The following is a 21,639-nucleotide window of genomic DNA, read 5'->3' on the forward strand; positions in this document are numbered from 1 at the left end:
TCAGACCGCGGTAATCAACCAGCAGTTATGAATTTGACGGTTACGAGCAAAGTCCTGAGACAGCGTTTTTTGGCTGATTTCTTGTGCTTTCAGTCCCAGGGCGGCTAAGCCGTCATGATCCATACGGAAACCGCGTTTGTTGTTCGAGAACATAATGGTGCCGCCCTTACGCAACAGGCGCTTCAGGTCGGTCATCAGGCGCAGGTGATCGCGCTGTACATCAAAGCTGTCTTCCATACGCTTGGAGTTGGAGAAGGTCGGCGGATCGATAAAGATCAGGTCGAACTGCTCGTCGGTATCACGCAGCCAGCCCAGCACGTCGGCCTGCATCAGACGATGCTGACGCCCGGTTAAGCCGTTAAGGCGCAGGTTACGCTCCGCCCACTCCAGATAGGTGCGGGACATATCCACCGTGGTGGTGCTCCGCGCGCCGCCCAGACCCGCATGCACGCTGGCGCTGCCGGTATAGGAGAACAGGTTGAGGAAATCTTTGCCCTTGCTCATCTGGCCGAGCATGCGACGGGCGATACGGTGGTCGAGGAACAGGCCGGTATCAAGATAGTCGGTCAGGTTAACCCACAGGCGGGCGTTGTATTCGCCCACTTCAATGAAGTCACCCTTCTCGCCCATCTTCTGATACTGGTTTTTCCCTTTCTGACGCTCGCGGGTTTTCAGTACCAGTTTGTTTGGCGCGATACCCAGCACGGCGATGGTCGCCGCAATGACGTCCAGCATGCGCTGACGCGCTTTTTGTGCGTCAATAGTTTTCGGCGGGGCATATTCCTGAATCACCACCCAGTCCGCATAGCGGTCAACCGCCACGTTGTATTCCGGCAGGTCAGCATCGTACAGGCGATAGCATTCGATCCCTTCCTGCTTCGCCCATTTTTCATATTTCTTGAGATTCTTGCGCAGACGGTTGGCGTAATCTTCCGCCACGCCCGATGGCTTACTGTCCGCCGCTTTCTCCGCCAGATGGTAGTTTTTCTGCACGCAGTCCAGCGGGCCGTTTTTCGCCTTAAACTGGCGATCGGCACGCAGCTGCAGGCAGCTCAACAGTTCCGGTGAGGCACTGAACAGGGAAAGATTCCACCCGCCGAAATAGTCTTTCATGTTGCGGCCCAGCAGGCTGTGCAGGGCAATCAGCGCCGGTTCGCTGTCAAGACGTTCGCCGTATGGCGGGTTGCTGATAACGGTACCGTACGGGCCTTTTGGCAGCGGGTTGGTCAGGTTCGCCACGTCTTTTACTTCGAGGGTGACCAGCTCGCCGATACCGGCGCGACGGGCATTGCTGCGCGCGCGTTCAATGACGCGAGGGTCGCTATCTGAACCGTAGAAGTGGGAGGTGTACTCCGCCAGACCTTTACGCGCGCGGGTCTGCGCGTCGTCTTTGACCTCTTTCCAGAGCGCTTCATCGTGCTGCGCCCAGCCTTTGAAGCCCCAGTGCCCGCGGTGCAGGCCCGGCGCGCGGTCGGTGGCCAGCATGGCCGCTTCAATCAGCAAGGTACCGGAACCACACATCGGGTCGAGCAGCGGCGTGCCCGGCTGCCAGCCGGAGCGCATCACAATGGCGGCGGCCAGTGTTTCTTTGATTGGCGCCATACCGGTGCGATCGCGGTAGCCGCGCAGGTGCAGGCCCGCTCCGCTCAGATCGAGGGAAATACTCGCGGTATCGCCGTTGAGCCAGACGTTGATACGCAGATCGGGATTTTCACGATCGACGTTAGGGCGTTCCTTATTTTTACGGGTAAAGCAGTCCACAATGGCGTCTTTGACGCGCAGGGCGCCGTACTGACTGTTGCGGATCTCGTCGTTCACGCCGTTGAAATGCACCGCAAAGGTGGCATTCGGGGTGAAGATCTCTGTCCAGTCGATCATCTGTACGCCGGTATACAGGTCAAGGTCGCTATAGACCTTGCACTCCTTCATCGGCAGCATGATGCGCGACGCCAGACGGCTCCACATCAGGCTCTGGTAAATAAGCCGCGTGTCGCCCTCAAAATGGACACCACCCTGAACTACCTGGCACTCTTGCGCGCCCAGGGCTTCCAGTTCAGTTTTTAACAGCTCTTCCAGCCCACGGGCCGTACTGGCAAACAGAGAATTCATATCGTCACTTTTACTCTTAGAAAATTGTCGCGCATTATAGCTAATATGGCGTGTATGTCATAAAGTTGAAGGCTTATTTTCATTCGAGGGACTGTGCAGTGGCGACGTTATCCAGGCTTTTTATTCATCCGGTGAAATCCATGCGCGGTATCGGCGTCTCTCACGCCCTGGCCGACATGAGCGGATTTGCCTTCGATCGTATTTTTATGGTCACCGAGCCGGACGGTACGTTCATTACCGCACGCCAGTTCCCGCAGATGGTTCGCTTTACCCCTTCCCCGCTTCATGACGGTTTGCACCTGTCCGCACCGGACGGTTCCAGCGCGGTGACCCGCTTTGCGGATTTTGCGCCTGTCGATGCGCCAACGGAAGTGTGGGGCAATCATTTTACCGCGCGCATCGCCCCGGAGGAGATTAACCGCTGGCTCAGCGGCTTCTTCTCCCGCGACGTGCAGCTGCGATGGGTTGGGCCTGAGCTGACGCGCCGCGTTAAGCGCCATGACGCGGTTCCGCTCTCGTTTGCCGATGGCTTCCCTTTCCTGCTGACTAACGAAGCCTCTCTGCGTGATTTACAAGGCCGCTGCAAAGCCAGCGTTCAGATGGAACAGTTCCGTCCGAATCTTGTGGTAACGGGTGCCGACGCCTGGGAAGAAGACACCTGGAAAGTCATCCGTATCGGCAGCGTCATTTTCGACGTGGTGAAGCCTTGCAGCCGCTGTATCTTTACCACCGTCAGCCCGGAGAAAGGCCTGAAGCACCCTTCCGGCGAGCCGCTGAAAACGCTGCAGTCATTTCGTACCGCACAGGACAACGGCGACGTCGACTTCGGTCAGAACCTTATTCCGCGCTCCAGCGGCGCGATCCGCGTCGGTGATGAGGTTGAAATCCTTGCCCGAGGGCCTGCAAGAGTGTACGGCTCAGGTCAGGAGGAAGAGTTCGTCGACGTTGAGACCCCGGTCAGCTCGACGGTCGATATTCACTGGCAGGGTAACGTCATTCGGGGGAATAACCAGCAGGTTTTACTTGAGCAACTGGAACAAGCGGGGATCCGCATACCCTATTCCTGTCGCGCGGGGATCTGTGGCTGCTGTCGAATCAAGCTGGTAGAGGGCGAGGTCAGTGCGCTGAAAAAATCAGCGATTGCAGAAGACGGGACTATTCTGTGCTGCAGCTGTATTCCAAAAACATCGCTACAGCTGGAAGCTTAAACGGCCTGTTCCAGGCTGAAGGCATCCACGCGAAGCTGGGGCTTCAGCCTGTCGTTCATCACCTTAATGGCATCTCCTAACTGCATAGTCCGCCCGGCAATCGTCACGCCGGGCTGCGCCAGCAAACAGAGCGCAGCATTTTCGCCAGGCTCGACCACCAGCAGACTCACCTCTTCTGCCGTATCGCTCAGATTTACGCTGGCCGCATCGCCCGTTGCCGGGGTCCAGCTCAGACCATGCGCAAGGAAATGCCAGCTTTTGGGCATTTGCGGTTTCAGAAAACGGATAGCCACCAGGGCATTTAATACCAGTTCGGCACGCTGCTCTTTAGAGAGAACCAGATCGCGGCATTTTTCCTCAAAGGAGAAATACAGCGCAGCGTCATCAACGCAAAAGCCTGACGGAGAAAACGCGTCCGGGGTTAACATTCGGCGAGCAAAACGAGAGCGAAACAACATGCCATTGGCTAAATCGAGCATCATACGATCGTGCTCTTCGCAAAAATACCAGCGCCAGTTATCGTCAGGTTTAATTCGCATGTTTCTCTCCCGTCCCGAAACGTCCTGTACTAAAAATGTCCTGTTCGCCGCTTCGTTTATAACACCATTAATAAAAGACTATAATGTCTAAATAAGCAACAGTGACGGAATATAAAACAACCAGGGCCGGAAATAAAGCCCTGGTTGTCTGATTAGGAGAAAAGATTAGATATGAGTAACGATTTCTTTAATCAGCTGCGGCCCTTTAAAAATAAAGCCGGAATAGATTTGTACCAGTGACGCACCCGCCGCCATCTTCTCACGTGCAGCAATCACGGAGTCAATGCCGCCAACGCCAATAATCGGCAGACGTCCTTTTAATTCCGCAGACAGCGCGCGAATAATTTCGGTGCTTTTTAATTGTACCGGACGGCCGCTTAACCCACCCGCTTCGTCACAGTTTTTCATTCCCTGAACAAGGGAGCGATCGAGCGTGGTATTGGTTGCAATCACGCCATCAATATTATGGCGAACTAAACTGTCGGCAACCTGGATCAATTCTTCAGCAGAAAGATCCGGCGCGATCTTAACCGCCACCGGAACATATTTATGGTGGATCGCCTGCAGCTCATTTTGTTTATTTTTAATGGCGCTCAGAAGATCGTCCAGCGCTTCGCCATATTGTAAGGAGCGCAGGCCCGGGGTATTGGGTGAGGAAATATTCACCGCAATATAACCAGCATAGGCGTAGACTTTTTCCATACAAATCAGATAGTCATCTTTACCCTGCTCTACCGGCGTATCTTTATTTTTGCCAATATTGATGCCTAATATCCCATCAAAATGCGCTTTTTTGACGTTCTCAACAAGATGATCAACACCGTGGTTGTTGAAGCCCATCCGGTTGATCAGCCCTTCGGCTTCGACCAGGCGGAACAGGCGCGGCTTGTCATTTCCCGGCTGCGGGCGCGGGGTGACGGTACCGATTTCGATGGAGCCAAAGCCCATCGCGCCCAGGGCATCAATGCACTCGCCATTTTTGTCCAGACCGGCCGCCAGACCCAGCGGGTTTTTAAAGGTCAGACCCATGCACTGCACAGGTTTTTCCGGCACATTCTGACGCACCAGAGCGGCCAGCGGCGTTCCGGTAATGCGACGTAATTGCTGGAATGTAAATTCATGAGCGCGCTCAGGGTCGAGCTGGAAAAGGGCTTTACGAACGAAGGGGTAGTACATGAACTCTCCTGGATTCCCGGTGTGCAAACCGGGAGGGGATTATGGGCGATCCCGGCACGAAAGGGAATTGACCTGCGGCAAAAAAAGCAGCGTAAAACGCAAACGTTTACCTGTCGGGATACTTCTTATGCTGTTTTTCGCATTTTAATTGCAGATAAATCATTTAGTGGAATAACCGCGCGGTGTCACACTCCTCAAAATTGTTATGAATGTTAGATAAAAGCAAACAATTGGTTATAAGGAGGAAGTATGCGCGTCATTACCCTGGCCGGAAGTCCACGATTCCCTTCGCGTTCCAGCGCTCTGCTGGAATATGCCCGTGAAAAGCTCAATGCCCTGGATGTGGAAGTGTGCCACTGGAACCTGCATAACTTCGAACCTGAGGATCTGCTCTATGCCCGTTTTGACAGCCCAGCGCTCAAAACCCTCATTGAGCAGCTTAAAGGCGCTGATGGCTTAATCGTGGCAACGCCTATTTATAAAGCCTCTTTTTCTGGGGCGCTGAAAACCCTGCTTGACCTGCTTCCCGAGCGTGCTCTGGATGGCAAAGTGGTACTGCCCCTTGCCACAGGCGGCACGGTGGCCCATTTACTGGCGGTGGATTATGCCCTAAAGCCAGTTCTGAACGCGCTGAAAGCGCAGGAGATCCTCCACGGCGTTTTCGCAGATGACTCCCAGGTCATTGACTATCAGCACAAACCTCACTTTACGCCAAATCTGCAAACACGCCTCGATAACGCCCTGGAAACCTTCTGGCATGCCCTGCACCGCAGGGATATCCAGGCTCCGGCGTTTGGTCAGCCTCAAGGAGTCGCCCATGTTTAAAACGTTAACCCGCATCGGGCTGGCAGGTTTGATGGCGCTTACGTCGCTGGCCCATGCCGCAGATACAGCGCCTGAAAGTTTACGCATTGGCTATCAGAAAGGCAGCGTGAGCATGGTGCTGGCGAAAAGCCACCAGCTTCTGGAAAAACGCTTCCCGGACACCAAATTCTCCTGGGTTGAGTTTCCCGCTGGCCCCCAAATGCTGGAGGCCCTGAACGTTGGCAGTATCGATATCGGCAGTACGGGCGATATTCCGCCGATATTCGCCCAGGCCGCCGGAGCGGACCTCGTCTACGTCGGCGTTGAGCCGCCCAAACCGAAGGCTGAAGTGATTCTGGTCCCTGAAAATAGCGACATTAAAAGCGTCGCCGATCTTAAAGGTCATAAAGTCGCGTTCCAGAAAGGTTCCAGCTCGCACAACCTTCTGCTGCGCGCCCTGCAGGAAGCCGGGCTCAAGTTCACCGACATTCAGCCCGTCTACCTGACGCCTGCCGACGCGCGCGCCGCATTCCAGCAGAAGAACGTTGATGCCTGGGCCATCTGGGATCCGTACTACTCCGCCGCACTGCTGCAGGGCGGCGTTCGCGTGCTGAAAGACGGCACCACGCTGAAGCAGACAGGCTCGTTCTACCTTGCCGCAAGACCGTATGCGGAAAAGAACGGCGCATTTATTCAGGGCGTCCTTGATACCTTTACCCAGGCCGATGCGCTGACCCAGAGCCAGCGTCAGGAGAGTATTGCCCTGCTGGCAAAAACCATGGGCTTACCTGAACCAGTGATTGCGAGCTATCTCAGCCACCGTCCACCAACCACCATTACGCCCGTGGACGCGCACGTCGCCGCACTTCAGCAGCAAACCGCTGACCTCTTCTATCAAAATCACCTGGTTCCTAAGCAGGTGGATATTCGCGAACGCATCTGGCAACCCGCTGGAAAAGAAGGAACAAAATCATGAGTCTGAATCTTTTCTGGTTTTTACCCACCCACGGTGATGGACACTATCTTGGTACAGAAGAGGGTTCACGCCCGGTTGACCATGGCTATCTGCAGCAGATTGCGCAGGCGGCGGACCGAATCGGTTTTACCGGGGTGCTGATCCCGACCGGACGGTCGTGTGAAGATGCCTGGCTGGTTGCCGCGTCGATGATCCCGGTCACCCAGCGTCTGAAGTTCCTGGTTGCGCTGCGCCCGAGCGTCGTCTCGCCTACCGTGGCGGCGCGTCAGGCGGCAACCCTGGACAGACTGTCTAACGGACGCGCCCTGTTTAACCTGGTAACGGGCAGCGATCCGCAGGAGCTGGCGGGCGACGGCGTGTTCCTCGACCACACCGAGCGCTATGAAGCCTCCGCCGAGTTCACCCGCGTCTGGCGACGCCTGCTGGAAGGGGAAACCGTCACCTTTGAAGGCAAGCATATTCACGTTCGCGACGCGAAGCTCTACTTCCCGCCGGTGCAGCAGCCGCGCCCGCCCCTCTACTTTGGCGGATCGTCGGATGTGGCGCAGGACCTGGCGGCGGAGCAGGTCGATCTTTATCTGACCTGGGGCGAACCGCCCGAGCTGGTGAAAGAAAAAATTGCTCAGGTACGCGCTAAAGCGGCCGCCCATGGCCGCAAGGTGCGCTTCGGCATTCGCCTGCACGTGATTGTGCGTGAAACCAATGAAGAAGCCTGGCAGGCGGCCGACCGTCTGATCTCCCATCTGGATGATGAAACCATCGCGAAAGCGCAGGCCGCGTTTGCCAAAACCGACTCCGTCGGACAGCACCGGATGGCGTCCCTGCACAACGGCAAGCGTGAAAATCTGGAGATCAGCCCGAACCTGTGGGCAGGTGTCGGCCTGGTGCGCGGCGGCGCGGGTACGGCGCTGGTCGGCGACGGTCCGACCGTGGCAGCGCGCATTAATGAATACGCAGAACTTGGGATCGACAGCTTTATTCTCTCCGGTTATCCGCACCTGGAAGAGGCCTATAAAGTAGGCGAGCTGTTATTCCCGCATCTGGACGTTTCCATTCCGGAAATTCCGCAGCCACGGCCGCTTCAGCTTCAGGGCGAAGCCGTGGCGAACGAATTTATCCCGCGAAAAGCCGCGCAAAGCTAAGGAGTGACCATGTCTGCCACCTCACAAAAATGGCTGCTGCGCGCCGCGCCGTGGTTTTTACCCGTCGGCATTGTAGCTATCTGGCAGCTCGCGTCGTCCACCGGCTGGCTGTCGAGCCGTATTCTGCCCTCCCCGGAGGGCGTTGTAGAAGCGTTCTGGTCGCTGAGCGTCAGCGGCGAGCTGTGGCAGCATCTGGCGATCAGCTCCTGGCGCGCGGTGATTGGTTTTTCCATCGGCGGCAGCATCGGCCTGGTGCTGGGTTTGATAAGCGGCCTTTCCCGCTGGGGCGAGCGGCTGCTGGATACGTCCATTCAGATGCTGCGCAACGTGCCGCATCTGGCGCTGATCCCGCTGGTGATTTTGTGGTTTGGTATTGATGAGAGCGCCAAGATCTTCCTCGTGGCGCTGGGTACGCTGTTCCCGATTTACATTAATACCTGGCACGGCATCCGCAACATCGATCGCGGCCTGGTCGAGATGGCGCGCAGCTACGGCTTATCAGGCTTCGCGCTTTTTACCCACGTGATTCTCCCCGGCGCCCTGCCCTCCATTATGGTCGGGGTGCGTTTTGCACTCGGCCTGATGTGGCTAACGCTGATTGTTGCGGAGACCATCTCAGCCAACTCCGGCATTGGCTATCTGGCGATGAACGCCCGTGAATTCCTGCAAACGGACGTGGTTGTGGTCGCCATTATCCTTTACGCCCTGCTCGGCAAACTCGCCGACGTCAGCGCCCAGTGGCTGGAACGCAGCTGGCTGCGCTGGAATCCGGCCTATACCACTCAGGAGGCGAAAGCATGAACACGTCCCGACTGACTCAGGGTACACCGCTGCTGCTCAGCGGCGTGACCAAACGCTACGGTGAAAACACCGTTCTTAACGGGCTGGATCTGCATATTCCAGCCGGGCAATTTGTGGCCGTTGTCGGGCGCAGCGGCGGCGGCAAGAGTACGCTGTTGCGTCTTTTAGCGGGGCTGGAGTCCCCCAACGGCGGCGAAATTCTGGCTGGCACGACGCCGCTGGCCAATATTCAGGACGATACTCGCATGATGTTTCAGGATGCTCGCCTGCTGCCCTGGAAGTCCGTCATCGACAACGTCGGGCTCGGCCTGAAGGGCAGCTGGCGCGATGAGGCCCGTCAGGCGCTTGCGGCCGTCGGGCTGGAACACCGCGCAGGCGAGTGGCCTGCGGCGCTGTCGGGTGGACAGAAACAGCGCGTGGCGCTGGCCCGGGCGTTAATCCATCGCCCCGGCCTGCTGTTGCTTGATGAGCCGCTCGGCGCGCTGGATGCCCTGACGCGGATCGAAATGCAGGATTTAATTGGCTCCCTCTGGCAGGTGCATGGTTTTACGGTGTTGCTGGTCACCCATGACGTGAGCGAAGCCGTCGCAATGGCTGACCGGGTGCTGTTAATAGAAGAAGGGAAAATTGGCCTGGACCTGACGGTCGATCTTCCTCGCCCTCGTCGCGTCGGTTCGGCAAGACTGGCGGAGCTGGAGGCAGAAGTGCTGGATCGGGTGATGAAACGTGGGGAAACGGAGTTACAGCGAGTTAAGGCTAATGCCTGATGCCCTCACCCCGGCCCTCTCCCACGGGGAGAGGGAGAAAACCAGATGTAGGCCCGGTAAGCGAAGCGCCACCGGGCGATTTTGTTATTACGCTAAGGCTTTAGCAATCTTCTCGTACAGATCCCCAGACAGGTTTTCCAGCCCTTTAAGCTGCTCAAGTGCGGCACGCATCTTCGCCTGACGCTTCGCGTCGTAGCGCTTCAGGCGGATCAGCGGCTCAATCAGGCGCGACGCCACCTGCGGGTTACGGCTGTTCAGCTCGGTCAGCATTTCCACCATGAACTGATAACCGCTGCCATCTTCGGCGTGGAACGCGGCCGGGTTGCTGCTGGCAAACGCACCAATCAGGGAACGGACGCGGTTTGGGTTGCTCATGGTAAAGGAGCGATGCTTCAGCAGGCTGCGGACGGTGCTAAGCGCATCTTCCGCCGGGCTGGTTGCCTGCAGAATGAACCACTTATCCATCACCAGGCCATCCTGATGCCACTTGTCGTCGTACTCCTGCATCAGCGCATCGCGGCACGACAGTTCGGCGGCGACGCTTGCGCCCAGCGCTGCCAGCGCGTCGGTCATGTTATCCGCTTCGTGATACTGCTTGCTGACCAGCGTGTTCGCCAGTTCAGTTTCACCAAATGCCAGATAGCGCAGGCAGGTGTTACGCAGGGAACGTTTACCGATGTCCGCATGCTCCACGCGATACGCGTCAAGCTTATTGGCGTTGTAGATTGCGAGGAACTCATCGGCCAGCTCGGTCGCCAGCGTGCGGGTCAGGGCTTCACGCACCGCCACGATGGCGATCGGGTCGATGATATCAAACAGTTCGGCGATTTCGCTGGCGGACGGCAGCGTCAGGATTTCAGCCGCCAGTGCCGGATCAATCGTCTCATCCAGCAGGATCGCGCGGAACGCGTCAGCCACATGGACAGGCAGCGACAGCGGCTGGCCCTGCTGATGACGGTTCACGTTCAGCTTGATGTAGGTTGCGAGCAGGCTTTGCGCCGCATCCCAGCGGGAGAAGTCGTTGCGCGCGTGACGCATCAGGAACGTTAGCTGCTGATCGCTCCACTTGTACTCCAGCTTCACTGGCGCAGAGAATTCGCACAGCAGCGCTGGCACCGGCTGGAAGTAGACGTTATCGAAGATAAAGGTCTGCTCGGCCTGGGTCACGTTCAGCACGTGGTGTACCGGGTGGCCCCCTTTCTGCAGTGGGATCACTTTGCCTTCGTTATCGTACAGCTCAATGCTGAACGGAATGTGCAGCGGATATTTCTCTTCCTGCTCCGCCGTTGGCGGCGTGCGCTGGCTGATGGTCAGGGTGTACTGCTCGGTTTCCGGATTGTAATCGTCTTTGACGGTGACAACTGGCGTACCGGCCTGGCTGTACCAGCGGCGGAAATGCGAGAGATCGACATTAGAGGCATCTTCCATCGCCTGAACAAAATCGTCGCAGGTGGCCGCGCTGCCGTCATGACGCTCAAAGTAAAGCTGCATCCCTTTCTGGAAGTTCTCTTCCCCGAGCAGGGTGTGGATCATACGGATAATTTCAGCGCCTTTCTCATACACCGTCAGGGTGTAGAAATTGTTCATCTCAATGACTTTATCCGGGCGGATCGGGTGCGCCATAGGGCTGGCATCTTCCGCAAACTGCAGGCCGCGCATAGTACGCACGTTGTTGATGCGGTTCACCGCGCGTGAACCCAGATCGGAGCTGAACTCCTGGTCACGGAACACGGTCAGGCCCTCTTTCAGGCTCAGCTGGAACCAGTCGCGACAGGTGACACGGTTACCGGTCCAGTTATGGAAATACTCGTGTCCGATGACGCGTTCGATATCGAGATAATCTTTATCGGTGGCGGTATCGGTACGCGCCAGCACGTATTTGGAGTTAAAGACGTTAAGGCCTTTGTTCTCCATTGCGCCCATGTTGAAGAAATCGACGGCGACGATCATATAGATGTCGAGGTCATATTCGAGGCCAAAGCGCTCTTCGTCCCACTTCATGGAGTTGATGAGCGAGGTCATCGCCCACGGTGCGCGATCCAGATTGCCACGGTCAACAAACAGCTCCAGCGCCACCTCGCGACCCGAGCGCGTTTTGAAAGTATCGCGCAGCACGTCGAAATCACCCGCCACCAGCGCAAACAGGTAGCACGGTTTCGGGAACGGATCCTGCCACTGAACCCAGTGACGGCCATTTTCCAGCTCCCCTTCTCCCACGCGGTTACCGTTGGAGAGCAGGAATGGGTAGAGCGCTTTATCGGCGATGATTTTGGTGGTGAAGCGCGCCAGGACGTCCGGGCGGTCCAGATACCAGGTAATGTGGCGGAACCCTTCCGCTTCACACTGGGTGCACAGCGCCACGCCAGACTGGTAAAGCCCTTCCAGCGCCGTGTTGGCGGCAGGACTGATTTCATTCACGATGCGCAGCGTAAACTGTTCCGGCAGGTTGTCGATGACCAGCTGGTTGTTTTCTTCTTTATAGTCAGACCACGCTTCATCATTAATATGCAGGGAGACCAGCGTCAGGTCTTCACCATCCAGACGCAGCGGTACGGCAGTCGCGCTGTGGCGCGTCACCTGGCTCACCGCCGTCACAACGGTTTTAGTGGCATCCAGGTCAAAAGTCAGGTCGATATCGCTAATCAGGTAATCCGGCGCACGGTAGTCGTGGCGGTATTTGGCTTGTGGCTGTTGTGTCATAGAAAACCTTATGCATCGTTTGTCGAGTAACGTTTCAATATATTCCTGTTGTGTAAAACGCGCTATGCAGAATGTTCATCTTTTCAGGTACAAAACCCTTTTTTGCTACATTTATATAACACGGGGCACAAAATGCCCTCGACCATAAAACGCGCTTATGTTGTGATCGGGGTTCAATAAATCACTAAACAAGGTATACTCCGGAGTTGTTTATTGTACTAAACGCTCCTGTGAGAGGATGCTACTGCGCACCTATGACTCAATTCGCTTCCCCTGTTCTGCATACGTTGCTGGATACCGACGCGTATAAACTGCATATGCAGCAAGCCGTTTTCCACCACTACTATGACGTGCATGTCGCGGCGGAATTCCGCTGCCGTGGCGACGACTTGCTCGGTATCTACGCAGACTCCATTCGTGAACAGGTCGATGCTATGCAGCATCTGACGCTGCAGGACGACGAATATCAGTGGCTTTCTGGCCTGCCTTTCTTCAAAACCGATTATCTGAACTGGCTGCGCGACTTCCGCTATAAGCCGGAGCAGGTCACCGTGGTTAACGATAATGGCAAGCTGGATATTCGCCTTGAAGGCCCGTGGCGGGAAGTGATCATGTGGGAAGTGCCGCTTCTGGCGGTGATCAGCGAGCTGGCCCACCGCTACCGCTCACCGGAAACGGGCGTAGAGCAGGCGGTTGCCTCGCTGGAAAACAAACTCGCGGCCTTCTCCACGCTGACCGAAGGGCTGGACATGTCCCGCTTCCGCCTGATGGACTTTGGCACCCGTCGCCGCTTCTCTCGCGACGTTCAGGAGGCCATCGTTAAACGTCTGCAGCAGGAGCCGTGGTTCGTAGGTACCAGTAACTACGATCTCGCCCGTCGCCTCAACCTGACGCCAATGGGCACCCAGGCGCACGAGTGGTTCCAGGCGCATCAGCAGATAAGCCCCGACCTGGCTAACAGCCAGCGCGCGGCACTGGCCGCATGGCTTGAGGAGTACCCGAATCAACTCGGGATCGCCCTCACCGACTGTATTACGATGGACGCCTTCCTGCGCGACTTTGGTCCCGAGTTCGCAGAGCGTTACCAGGGGTTACGCCACGATTCCGGGGATCCGGTTGAGTGGGGCGAGAAGGCCATTGCCCATTACCAAAAACTCGGGATCGACCCGATGAGCAAGGTGCTGGTCTTCTCCGATAACCTCGACCTGGCGAAAGCGGTCGAACTCTATCGCCATTTCAGTACCAGAGTGAACCTGAGCTTCGGGATTGGTACCCGTTTGACCTGCGACATTCCTCAGGTAAAACCTCTGAATATCGTTATTAAGCTGGTGGAATGTAACGGCAAGCCGGTTGCAAAACTCTCCGATAGCCCGGGTAAAACCATCTGCCATGACAAAGCGTTTGTCCGCGCGTTGCGCAAAGCGTTCGATCTCCCCCAGATCAAAAAAGCCAGTTAAGCACTTAAGGGAGCCTTGATGGCTCCCCTCTTCTTATTTATTTCTTAAATCTTCTCTTTTGACTGCGAAATTTGCTTGTCTGATAGCGGATGGCAGGTAACATAGATATCCCCCCATAAGGGTGGACAAGTGTTTATTTTTTCCGACTATTAACAGAGAGAATATTATGAGCGTTGTGCCTGTAGCCGACGTACTCCAGGGCCGTGTCGCCGTTGACTCAGAAGTCACCGTGCGCGGATGGGTGCGTACCCGCCGAGATTCTAAAGCTGGCATCTCCTTCCTTGCCGTCTATGACGGTTCCTGCTTTGATCCTGTACAGGCCGTCATTAATAATTCTCTGCCCAATTACAATGATGACGTTCTGCGCCTGACAACGGGGTGTTCCGTAATTGTGACCGGCGTGGTTGTGGCATCACCGGGCCAGGGCCAGAGTTTCGAAATTCAGGCCTCTGCCGTTGAAGTCACCGGCTGGGTTGACGATCCGGACACCTATCCGATGGCGGCAAAACGTCACAGCATTGAATACCTGCGTGAAGTCGCACACCTTCGCCCGCGCACCAACCTGATTGGTGCGGTGGCGCGCGTGCGCCATACGCTGGCTCAGGCGCTGCATCGTTTCTTTGATGAGCAGGGTTATTTCTGGGTGTCTACCCCGCTGATCACCGCTTCTGATACGGAAGGTGCAGGTGAAATGTTCCGCGTCTCAACGCTGGACATGGAAAACCTGCCGCGCACGCCAGAAGGTAAAGTGGACTATGACAAAGACTTCTTCGGTAAAGAAGCCTTCCTGACGGTATCTGGCCAGCTCAACGGCGAAACCTATGCCTGTGCACTGTCCAAAATCTACACCTTTGGCCCAACCTTCCGCGCCGAAAACTCCAACACCAGCCGTCACCTGGCGGAATTCTGGATGCTGGAGCCTGAAGTGGCGTTCGCCAACCTGGATGATGTTGCCGGCCTGGCGGAAGCGATGCTGAAGTATGTCTTCAAAGCGGTTCTGGAAGAGCGTCCGGACGACATGAAATTCTTCGCTGAACGCGTAGACAGCGATGCGGTGGCCCGTCTGGAGCGTTTCGTCTCTGCTGACTTTGCCCAGGTAGACTATACTGACGCGGTGGCGATCCTCGAGAAATGCGGTGAGAAGTTCGAGAACCCGGTTTACTGGGGCGTTGACCTTGCATCTGAGCACGAACGCTATCTGGCCGAGAAACACTTCAAAGCGCCGGTTGTCGTTAAAAACTACCCGAAAGACATTAAGGCCTTCTATATGCGCCTTAACGAAGACGGTAAAACCGTGGCAGCGATGGACGTCCTGGCGCCGGGCATTGGTGAAATCATCGGTGGCTCTCAGCGTGAAGAGCGTCTCGACGTGCTGGACGCGCGCATGGAAGAGATGGGGCTCAACCCAGCGGACTACAGCTGGTACCGCGATCTGCGCCGCTACGGCACCGTGCCGCACGCCGGTTTTGGTTTGGGCTTCGAGCGTCTGATCGCCTACGTTACGGGCGTTCAGAACGTACGTGACGTGATTCCGTTCCCGCGTACTCCACGTAACGCCAGCTTCTAAGCAACAAAACAGAAAATGGCCAGCATATGCTGGCCATTATTTTATTCTGCATTGTCAGTTTTCGTCAGCGTAAAGTCAGCATCTTTAAACCTTCACCCCGTCACAACCACTAGCTGTTACGTTTTGTTTCCGTGAAATATCCAGCCACAAAAAATAAACCCCATTCTTATTGCGATTATTGCAGCCTCAAGTAATAGCACAAATTTCAACCACTTTTTCAGCCATCCAGAAGTCTCTTTGGGGGCATAAGAAAAAATGACTCGTTTAACGTCTGTTTATATGAATTGCCTTTATCCAAATTAATCATAAGGAATTCATATATATAGGAATCGCACTGTCGCTTAATTCGCCAATGAGGTCTGAAGTTTGAGATGGTTCACAAAGTTCCCGAAAATACATATTTAGTTACACATATTTTCTTGTTGTTACTTAATCTTTAGAATTGTAGCACTTTGAGGCTAGCGAAACGCTTCGGTGAATGGAAAGATGCCTGACAGATACATAAAGACACCAAACTCTCATCAATAGTTCCGGAAATATTTATTGACAGAATTTATTGACGGCAGTGGCGAGTGTCATAAAAAAACCAATGAGGGTAATAAATAATGATGAAGCGCAATATTCTGGCAGTGGTAATCCCTGCCCTGCTGGTAGCCGGTGCAGCTAACGCTGCAGAAATCTATAACAAAAACGGCAACAAACTGGATCTGTACGGGAAAGTGGTTGGTGAACACGACTTCGTGACTTCAGGTGACAACACCGACAGCAACGATGCAACCTATGCTCAGATCGGTTTCAAAGGCGAAACTCAAATCAATGACCAACTGACTGGTTACGGTCAGTGGGAATACCGTGCTCTGGCAAGCCAGGCAGAAAGCAACCAGACTCAGCGTACCCGTCTGGCGTTCGCTGGTCTGAAAGCCGGTGACGCAGGTTCAATCGACTACGGCCGTAACTACGGTATCGTATACGATGTAGAATCCTACACCGATATGGCCCCATCCTTCTCTGGTATGACCTGGGCTAACTACTCTGATAACTTCATGACCGGCCGTAACTCTGGTCTGCTGACCTACCGTAACTCTGACTTCTTCGGTCTGGTTGATGGTCTGAGCCTGGGTCTGCAGTATCAGGGTAAAAACGAGCGTACCGACGTTAAAACCGCTAACGGTGACGGTTTCGGTACCTCTCTGGGTTATGATTTCGGCGAAGGTTTCGGCCTGATCGGCGCATACAGCAACTCTGACCGTACTAACTTGCAGACCGCTGACGGTAAAGGCGACAAAGCTGAAGCATGGGCAGTTGGCGCGAAATACGACGCGAACAACATCTACCTGGCTACCACCTACGCTGAAACCCGCAACATGACCCGTGAAGCTGACGGCTCATTCGCGAACAAAACTCAGAACTTCGAAGTGATCGCTCAGTACCAGTTCGACTTCGGTCTGCGCCCTTCCGTGTCCTACGTTCAGTCTAAAGGTAAAAACCTGTCACAGCGTGGCACCTTCTCTGGCGGCGATGCTGATCTGCAGAAATTTGTTGAACTGGGTGCAACTTACTACTTCAACAAAAACTTCAACGTCTATGTTGACTACCAGCTGAACCTGATCGACGACACCGACTACTCTCGTAGCGTGGGTATCGTGAACGGTAAAGACGACCAGGTTGCAATGGCTGTTACCTACCAGTTCTAATCAGAACACCACTTTGTTATATGCTTAATGAACAGGGCTTCGGCCCTGTTTTTTTATGCCCGACAGAAAATAATGGCGACTTTTGAAAAGCCGCACGCTTTTCGTCGCAAACGGTTGGCATTTTGTAAATCTACCGTTAACCTGATAGCGGATTTCACTTCTGTAATCACAATGGAACTTCGTCATGTTTGAGAACATTACCGCCGCTCCTGCCGACCCGATTCTGGGCCTGGCCGATCTGTTTCGTGCCGACGACCGCCCTGGCAAAATCAACCTGGGTATTGGTGTATATAAAGATGAAACCGGCAAAACTCCGGTACTGACCAGCGTTAAGAAAGCTGAGCAGTATCTGCTGGAAAACGAAACCACCAAGAACTACCTCGGTATTGATGGTATCCCTGAATTTGGTCGCTGCACCCAGGAGCTGCTGTTCGGTAAAGGCAGCGCAATTGTGAGTGACAAACGTGCCCGTACTGCGCAGACCCCTGGCGGTACCGGTGCGCTGCGCGTGGCGGCGGATTTCCTTGCGAAAAACACCTCTGTGAAGCGCGTCTGGGTGAGCAACCCAAGCTGGCCGAACCACAAGAGCGTGTTTAACTCTGCGGGTCTGGAAGTGCGTGAATATGCTTACTACGACGCGGCAAACCACTCTCTCGACTTTGACGGCCTGCTGGCAAGCCTGAGCGAAGCGCAGGCGGGCGACGTGGTGCTGTTCCACGGCTGCTGCCACAACCCAACCGGTATCGATCCGACGCTTGAGCAGTGGGAACATCTGGCGAAGCTGTCCGTAGAAAAAGGCTGGCTGCCGCTGTTTGACTTTGCCTATCAGGGCTTCGCCCGTGGTCTGGAAGAAGATGCAGAAGGCCTGCGCGCGTTCGCCGCCGTGCATCAGGAGCTGATTGTTGCCAGCTCCTACTCCAAGAACTTCGGTCTGTACAATGAGCGTGTGGGTGCCTGTACGCTGGTTGCAGCAAACGAAGAGACCGTTGATCGTGCCTTCAGCCAGATGAAATCGGTTATTCGCGCTAACTACTCTAACCCACCGGCACACGGTGCGTCTGTTGTTGCCACTATCCTGAGCAACGATGCGCTGCGCGCCATCTGGGAACAAGAGCTGAACGATATGCGCCAGCGTATTCAGCGCATGCGCCTGCTGTTTGTGAACACCCTGGCGGAGAAAGGCGCTGACCGCGACTTCAGCTTTATCATCAAACAGAACGGCATGTTCTCTTTCAGCGGCCTGACCAAAGAGCAGGTTCTGCGCCTGCGTGAAGAGTTTGGCGTGTACGCCGTAGCGTCTGGCCGCGTGAACGTTGCGGGCATGACGCCTGACAACATGGCGCCACTGTGCGAAGCGATTGTTGCCGTACTGTAATTTGCGCCCATAAAAAAGCCTGCGTTATGCAGGCTTTTTTTATTCGGGTTACCAGACAGGCATTTCGTCCTGAAGGAACGGGTTATGGAGCCGTTCATAGCCCAGCGTCGACATCGGACCGTGTCCAGGGATAAACGTCACATCATCACCCAGCGGCAAGAGTTTCTGTTTAATCGACTGAATCAGCTGCCCGTGATCGCCGCGCGGAAAATCGCTGCGTCCTACGCCACCTTTGAAAATCACATCGCCGGAGATCAGCAGACGGGACTGGTCATCAAAGAAGACAATATGGCCTGGCGTATGCCCAGGACAATGCAACACCTGTAAAGTCACATTCCCTACGTTTACGCGCTCTCCTTCGTTTAGCCAACGATCGGGCGTCAGGGGCTGACACTCATCAAGGCCAAACATGCGGCTTTGGGCGGGTAACCCCTGCAGCCAGAACTCATCTTCTTTTTCCGGACCAATCACCGGCACACCATAATGTTGCGCCAGTTCCGCCGCTGCGCCAACATGGTCAAGGTGACCATGCGTCAGCAAAATTTGCATCAGCGTGACACCGCTGTCAGCGACTTCCTGCTTGATTTTCTCAGCGTCGCCACCGGGATCGACAAGCGCGGCCAGTTTAGTTTGTTCGCACCAGATGAGTGAACAATTCTGGGAGAACGCGGTAACCGGAATAATACGATAGTTCATACTGCTCCTGTGTTTCGTTATTACCAGTGCCGAACCGGACCGGTATCAATATGCACAAAGTTGCTGCTGGGGTAATATCCTACACCACCTGCGCGCATAGATAACGCAGCTTTGCGAATATTGGCTAACGAAACGCCTTCAATATGGAAATCCATTGCCTGTCCCTTCGTGTGATAGCTCTTTTTGGCTACCCCGCGACTGTGGGCGCGCAGTTCATTATTGGTATCAATTGAGCGATAACCAGAAATAAGCTGCACCGGCTTGCTGGTGCCCAGCAGACCCTGAAGGCGGAAAAGCTGATCAAACAGTCCTGGATCGATGGCTTTTATTTTATTCGCGCGGAAATCACGGAAAAAATGGTTAAGTCTTGCTAATTCATCCTGAATATAGCCTCTGCCATCGAAGAACTCCGCTTTTAGCGACTCACCGGTATGAAGATTGTTGAGCGTTAAAACTCGCGGACGAGGTGTCGAGAGGGTGGCAAATGCTGGCGTCGGCAAGATGGCCGCTGCGCCAAGCGCAACACCACCTAACGCCAGCAGTTTGCGGCGATTAGCGTCAAATTTGTCCATGATAATCAGGTCTACAGGTAAAAGAAATCGTAATATGCTTAGCGCACGAAGGGCACCTTAACTGGCAAAACCAGGTACGTCAAGGCGCCCAACCCCAGTGAATACGCGGCTTACAGCGATATTGCCCCGTATTCACCCTAACTTACGACAATCTTTTTTCCCGAACTGCTTCATTTACCTGATTAATTGTTCCGCTTTTGGCAAAATTTGTGCGCCGGATCGCGCGGTGAGATCATAATTGTAAATATCTGTACGATACTGAGTCCGCCCGTCTTCGCCCACAAACGCGGTCAGATAGTAAAGATTGACCGGAATATTGTGACGAATATTCACGTAACGCGTATCCCCTTGTTTCAGGGCATCCGAGATGCGCGTATCGTTCCAGCCCGCATCCTGCAACAGCATATTCGCCAGTTCCGAGGCTTTATTGACGCGCACGCAGCCAGAACTCAGCGCGCGAGTATCCTTCTGGAACAGGTTGTGGTTCGGGGTATCGTGCAGATAGATAGCGTCTGAACTCGGCATATTGAACTTATAGCGCCCCAGCGAGTTATGCGCCCCGGGAGCCTGCTGGAAACGGAACGGCAGATTTGACGCGGTGATCGTCGACCAGTCGACCATATAAGGATCTATGGCCTCTTTGCTGTTCCATCCACGCATCACCGTATAGCCATGACGTTCCAGATATCCCGGATCGTTCCAGACCTTCGGCAGAATGTCTTTACGCGCGAGGGTCGGCGGTACGTTCCACGGCGGGTTAACCACTACGTTATTTAACGCACTGCTCATCATCGGTGTTTTACGATCCGGACGCCCGACAATCACGCGCGACGCCAGCACTTCGCTACCGTTCTGGTAATAGACCAGTGAATATGCCGGAATGTTGACCATAATCCCGGTTGAGAGCGTACCCGGCAGCAAGCGCAAACGCTGGATATTCAGCGCCAGCACCCCTGCCCGCTGCGCAGGCGACACGTTCAGCCAGTCACGCGTTGTCTGGCCAATGACGCCATCGGCCCCCAGCCCCTGAACGGCCTGGAACTGTTTAACTGCCGCAACCAGCTCGCGGTCGTATGCTGCGGGTTTATTGCTGACGGCGACCGCTTTTTTCTCTTTCACGGGGGCTGACGGGCTGACCACCGCGTTTTGCGGATCGTCGCCGGGCAAGGCGATATGTGGCCCGCCGTCCAGAATACCGGAGCGCGCCAGGATCTCGCGCAGGGCAGGAACATCGCTGCTCCACTGCCCCGGACGCAGCGTCGTGGTACCGCGCATTTGCGGCCACGGACGCGAGTCACCTACCAGCGCAAGAAGCGACTGGTGCAGGGTGGTATATTGCGGATGTGCCGGTGCGAGGCTGGCAATAAAGCGCGGCAGTTCGCCATTATCCAGGGCTAACTGCCACTGGTTAATGACCGACAGCGCCGGCGTCGCCAGCTTGTACGGCTTATCGCTGTACAACCAGCGGTTACCGTTGACCGGAATGCCCGCCACAAACTGCAGGTAGCCCATCATGGCATCGGAAAGCACCACGTCCCGCGCCTGTCCGGTGACGGCAGGATCGGTTAACAGCTCAACCCATTTTGTAAACTGCGGCTGAAACCCGGCAATGGCCACTTCCGCCAGCTGCTGCTGGAAGGCGCGCACGGCATCGCGGTTTTCCCACATCGGTTTCATATCACGGGCAGCATAAAGCAGCGTGAGCTGGTTGAGATAGACAGGCGTATAGCCTGACGGCAGCCCCGACTGCAGCTGCTGGCTGAGAGATTCGGCGTCGATGCCTTCCGGCAGCGGCTTAATACCGGCCATGACAGCCGTCGCCGGAGACTGCTCCAGTGGCTCAGACAGCGACGTTGGCTGCGTACCCGTCGTTGCAGAGCTGTCAGTCGGCACAATTTCAGGCTCGTCGGCCTGGGCGGTTAACAGTGGAGCAAATGTCACTGCCAGGCATAAACTGAGCGCAGACAGCTGACGACCACATTTTTTCTTTAGCAACATCCCTTGCCCCCTGTTTTCACGACATGCCCATCACGGTGGGGCTTTCTTTATTATAGGT

General features: G+C 55.3%; 17 protein-coding genes. 10 read left to right on the forward strand and 7 right to left on the reverse strand.

The genetic code is table 11. The features are described from left to right. Entirely contained in the window at positions 1-2,109 is a 2,109-nt protein-coding gene (gene rlmKL, locus ABR39_RS10480; RefSeq protein WP_047346887.1) for a bifunctional 23S rRNA (guanine(2069)-N(7))-methyltransferase RlmK/23S rRNA (guanine(2445)-N(2))-methyltransferase RlmL, read from the reverse strand. 98 nt (positions 2,110-2,207) lie between these two features. Between rlmKL and ABR39_RS10485 the strand changes: the two genes are divergently transcribed. Beyond that, entirely contained in the window at positions 2,208-3,317 is a 1,110-nt protein-coding gene (locus ABR39_RS10485; protein WP_047346888.1) for a YcbX family protein, read from the forward strand. Here ABR39_RS10485 and zapC read toward each other — a convergent pair. Both zapC and pyrD read right to left on the reverse strand, forming a co-directional pair. Continuing rightward, the gene (zapC, locus tag ABR39_RS10490) at positions 3,314-3,856 is read right to left on the reverse strand and encodes a cell division protein ZapC (RefSeq protein ID WP_047346889.1); all 543 of its coding nucleotides are present in this window, start codon (positions 3,854-3,856) and stop codon (positions 3,314-3,316) included. The genes ABR39_RS10485 and zapC overlap by 4 nt on opposite strands. A 165-nt stretch (positions 3,857-4,021) precedes the next feature. After that, positions 4,022-5,032, reverse strand: a complete 1,011-nt coding sequence (pyrD, locus tag ABR39_RS10495; RefSeq protein WP_047346890.1) for a quinone-dependent dihydroorotate dehydrogenase — start codon at positions 5,030-5,032, stop codon at positions 4,022-4,024. 249 nt (positions 5,033-5,281) lie between these two features. On the opposite strand from pyrD, the gene ssuE reads away from it, so the two are divergent. The 5 genes from ssuE to ssuB are packed head-to-tail and all read left to right on the forward strand — an operon-like array spanning position 5,282 to position 9,522. Beyond that, positions 5,282-5,857 carry an NADPH-dependent FMN reductase gene (gene ssuE, locus ABR39_RS10500; RefSeq protein ID WP_047346891.1) on the forward strand — a complete coding sequence of 192 codons (576 nt, stop codon included), beginning with the start codon at positions 5,282-5,284 and terminating at the stop codon, positions 5,855-5,857. Further along, a complete protein-coding gene (locus ABR39_RS10505; RefSeq protein WP_047346892.1) occupies positions 5,850-6,812 on the forward strand; it encodes a sulfonate ABC transporter substrate-binding protein in 963 nt (320 codons plus the stop codon). Before ssuE ends, ABR39_RS10505 begins: the two co-directional genes overlap by 8 nt. Further along, positions 6,809-7,954 carry an FMNH2-dependent alkanesulfonate monooxygenase gene (gene ssuD, locus ABR39_RS10510; protein ID WP_047346893.1) on the forward strand — a complete coding sequence of 382 codons (1,146 nt, stop codon included), beginning with the start codon at positions 6,809-6,811 and terminating at the stop codon, positions 7,952-7,954. The genes ABR39_RS10505 and ssuD overlap by 4 nt, the downstream gene beginning before the upstream one ends. A gap of 9 nt (positions 7,955-7,963) precedes the next feature. Continuing rightward, positions 7,964-8,755: an aliphatic sulfonate ABC transporter permease SsuC gene (gene ssuC / locus ABR39_RS10515; RefSeq protein WP_047346894.1), complete on the forward strand. Its 792-nt coding sequence runs from the start codon at positions 7,964-7,966 to the stop codon at positions 8,753-8,755. Then, complete coding sequence (ssuB, locus tag ABR39_RS10520; RefSeq protein ID WP_047346895.1) at positions 8,752-9,522, forward strand: aliphatic sulfonates ABC transporter ATP-binding protein; 771 nt, start codon at positions 8,752-8,754, stop codon at positions 9,520-9,522. Before ssuC ends, ssuB begins: the two co-directional genes overlap by 4 nt. A gap of 87 nt (positions 9,523-9,609) precedes the next feature. On the opposite strand, the gene pepN is transcribed toward ssuB, so the two are convergent. Next, complete coding sequence (gene pepN / locus ABR39_RS10525) at positions 9,610-12,222, reverse strand: aminopeptidase N (RefSeq protein WP_047346896.1); 2,613 nt, start codon at positions 12,220-12,222, stop codon at positions 9,610-9,612. A 254-nt stretch (positions 12,223-12,476) separates the two neighbouring features. On the opposite strand from pepN, the gene pncB reads away from it, so the two are divergent. From pncB to aspC, 4 genes are all read left to right on the forward strand, one after another. Further along, on the forward strand, positions 12,477-13,679 hold the full coding sequence (gene pncB / locus ABR39_RS10530; protein WP_047346897.1) for a nicotinate phosphoribosyltransferase: 1,203 nt from the start codon (positions 12,477-12,479) through the stop codon (positions 13,677-13,679). A 166-nt stretch (positions 13,680-13,845) separates the two neighbouring features. Further along, positions 13,846-15,246: an asparagine--tRNA ligase gene (asnS, locus tag ABR39_RS10535; protein ID WP_047346898.1), complete on the forward strand. Its 1,401-nt coding sequence runs from the start codon at positions 13,846-13,848 to the stop codon at positions 15,244-15,246. A 605-nt stretch (positions 15,247-15,851) separates the two neighbouring features. Further along, complete coding sequence (locus tag ABR39_RS10540; protein WP_047346899.1) at positions 15,852-16,940, forward strand: porin; 1,089 nt, start codon at positions 15,852-15,854, stop codon at positions 16,938-16,940. A 184-nt stretch (positions 16,941-17,124) separates the two neighbouring features. Beyond that, positions 17,125-18,315, forward strand: a complete 1,191-nt coding sequence (aspC, locus tag ABR39_RS10545) for an aspartate transaminase (RefSeq protein ID WP_047346900.1) — start codon at positions 17,125-17,127, stop codon at positions 18,313-18,315. Positions 18,316-18,363: 48 nt separating this feature from the next. On the opposite strand, the gene ABR39_RS10550 is transcribed toward aspC, so the two are convergent. The 3 genes from ABR39_RS10550 to ldtD form a co-directional block, all read right to left on the reverse strand. Next, entirely contained in the window at positions 18,364-19,011 is a 648-nt protein-coding gene (locus ABR39_RS10550; protein WP_025755996.1) for an MBL fold metallo-hydrolase, read from the reverse strand. A gap of 20 nt (positions 19,012-19,031) precedes the next feature. Next, complete coding sequence (locus tag ABR39_RS10555; RefSeq protein WP_032639289.1) at positions 19,032-19,583, reverse strand: YcbK family protein; 552 nt, start codon at positions 19,581-19,583, stop codon at positions 19,032-19,034. 174 nt (positions 19,584-19,757) lie between these two features. After that, positions 19,758-21,581 carry a L,D-transpeptidase gene (gene ldtD / locus ABR39_RS10560; RefSeq protein WP_047346901.1) on the reverse strand — a complete coding sequence of 608 codons (1,824 nt, stop codon included), beginning with the start codon at positions 21,579-21,581 and terminating at the stop codon, positions 19,758-19,760. Positions 21,582-21,639: the final 58 nt, after the last annotated feature.

Origin of the sequence: Enterobacter genomosp. O (assembly GCF_001022965.1) — a bacterium.
Classification (GTDB): Bacteria; Pseudomonadota; Gammaproteobacteria; order Enterobacterales; family Enterobacteriaceae; genus Enterobacter; species Enterobacter cloacae_L.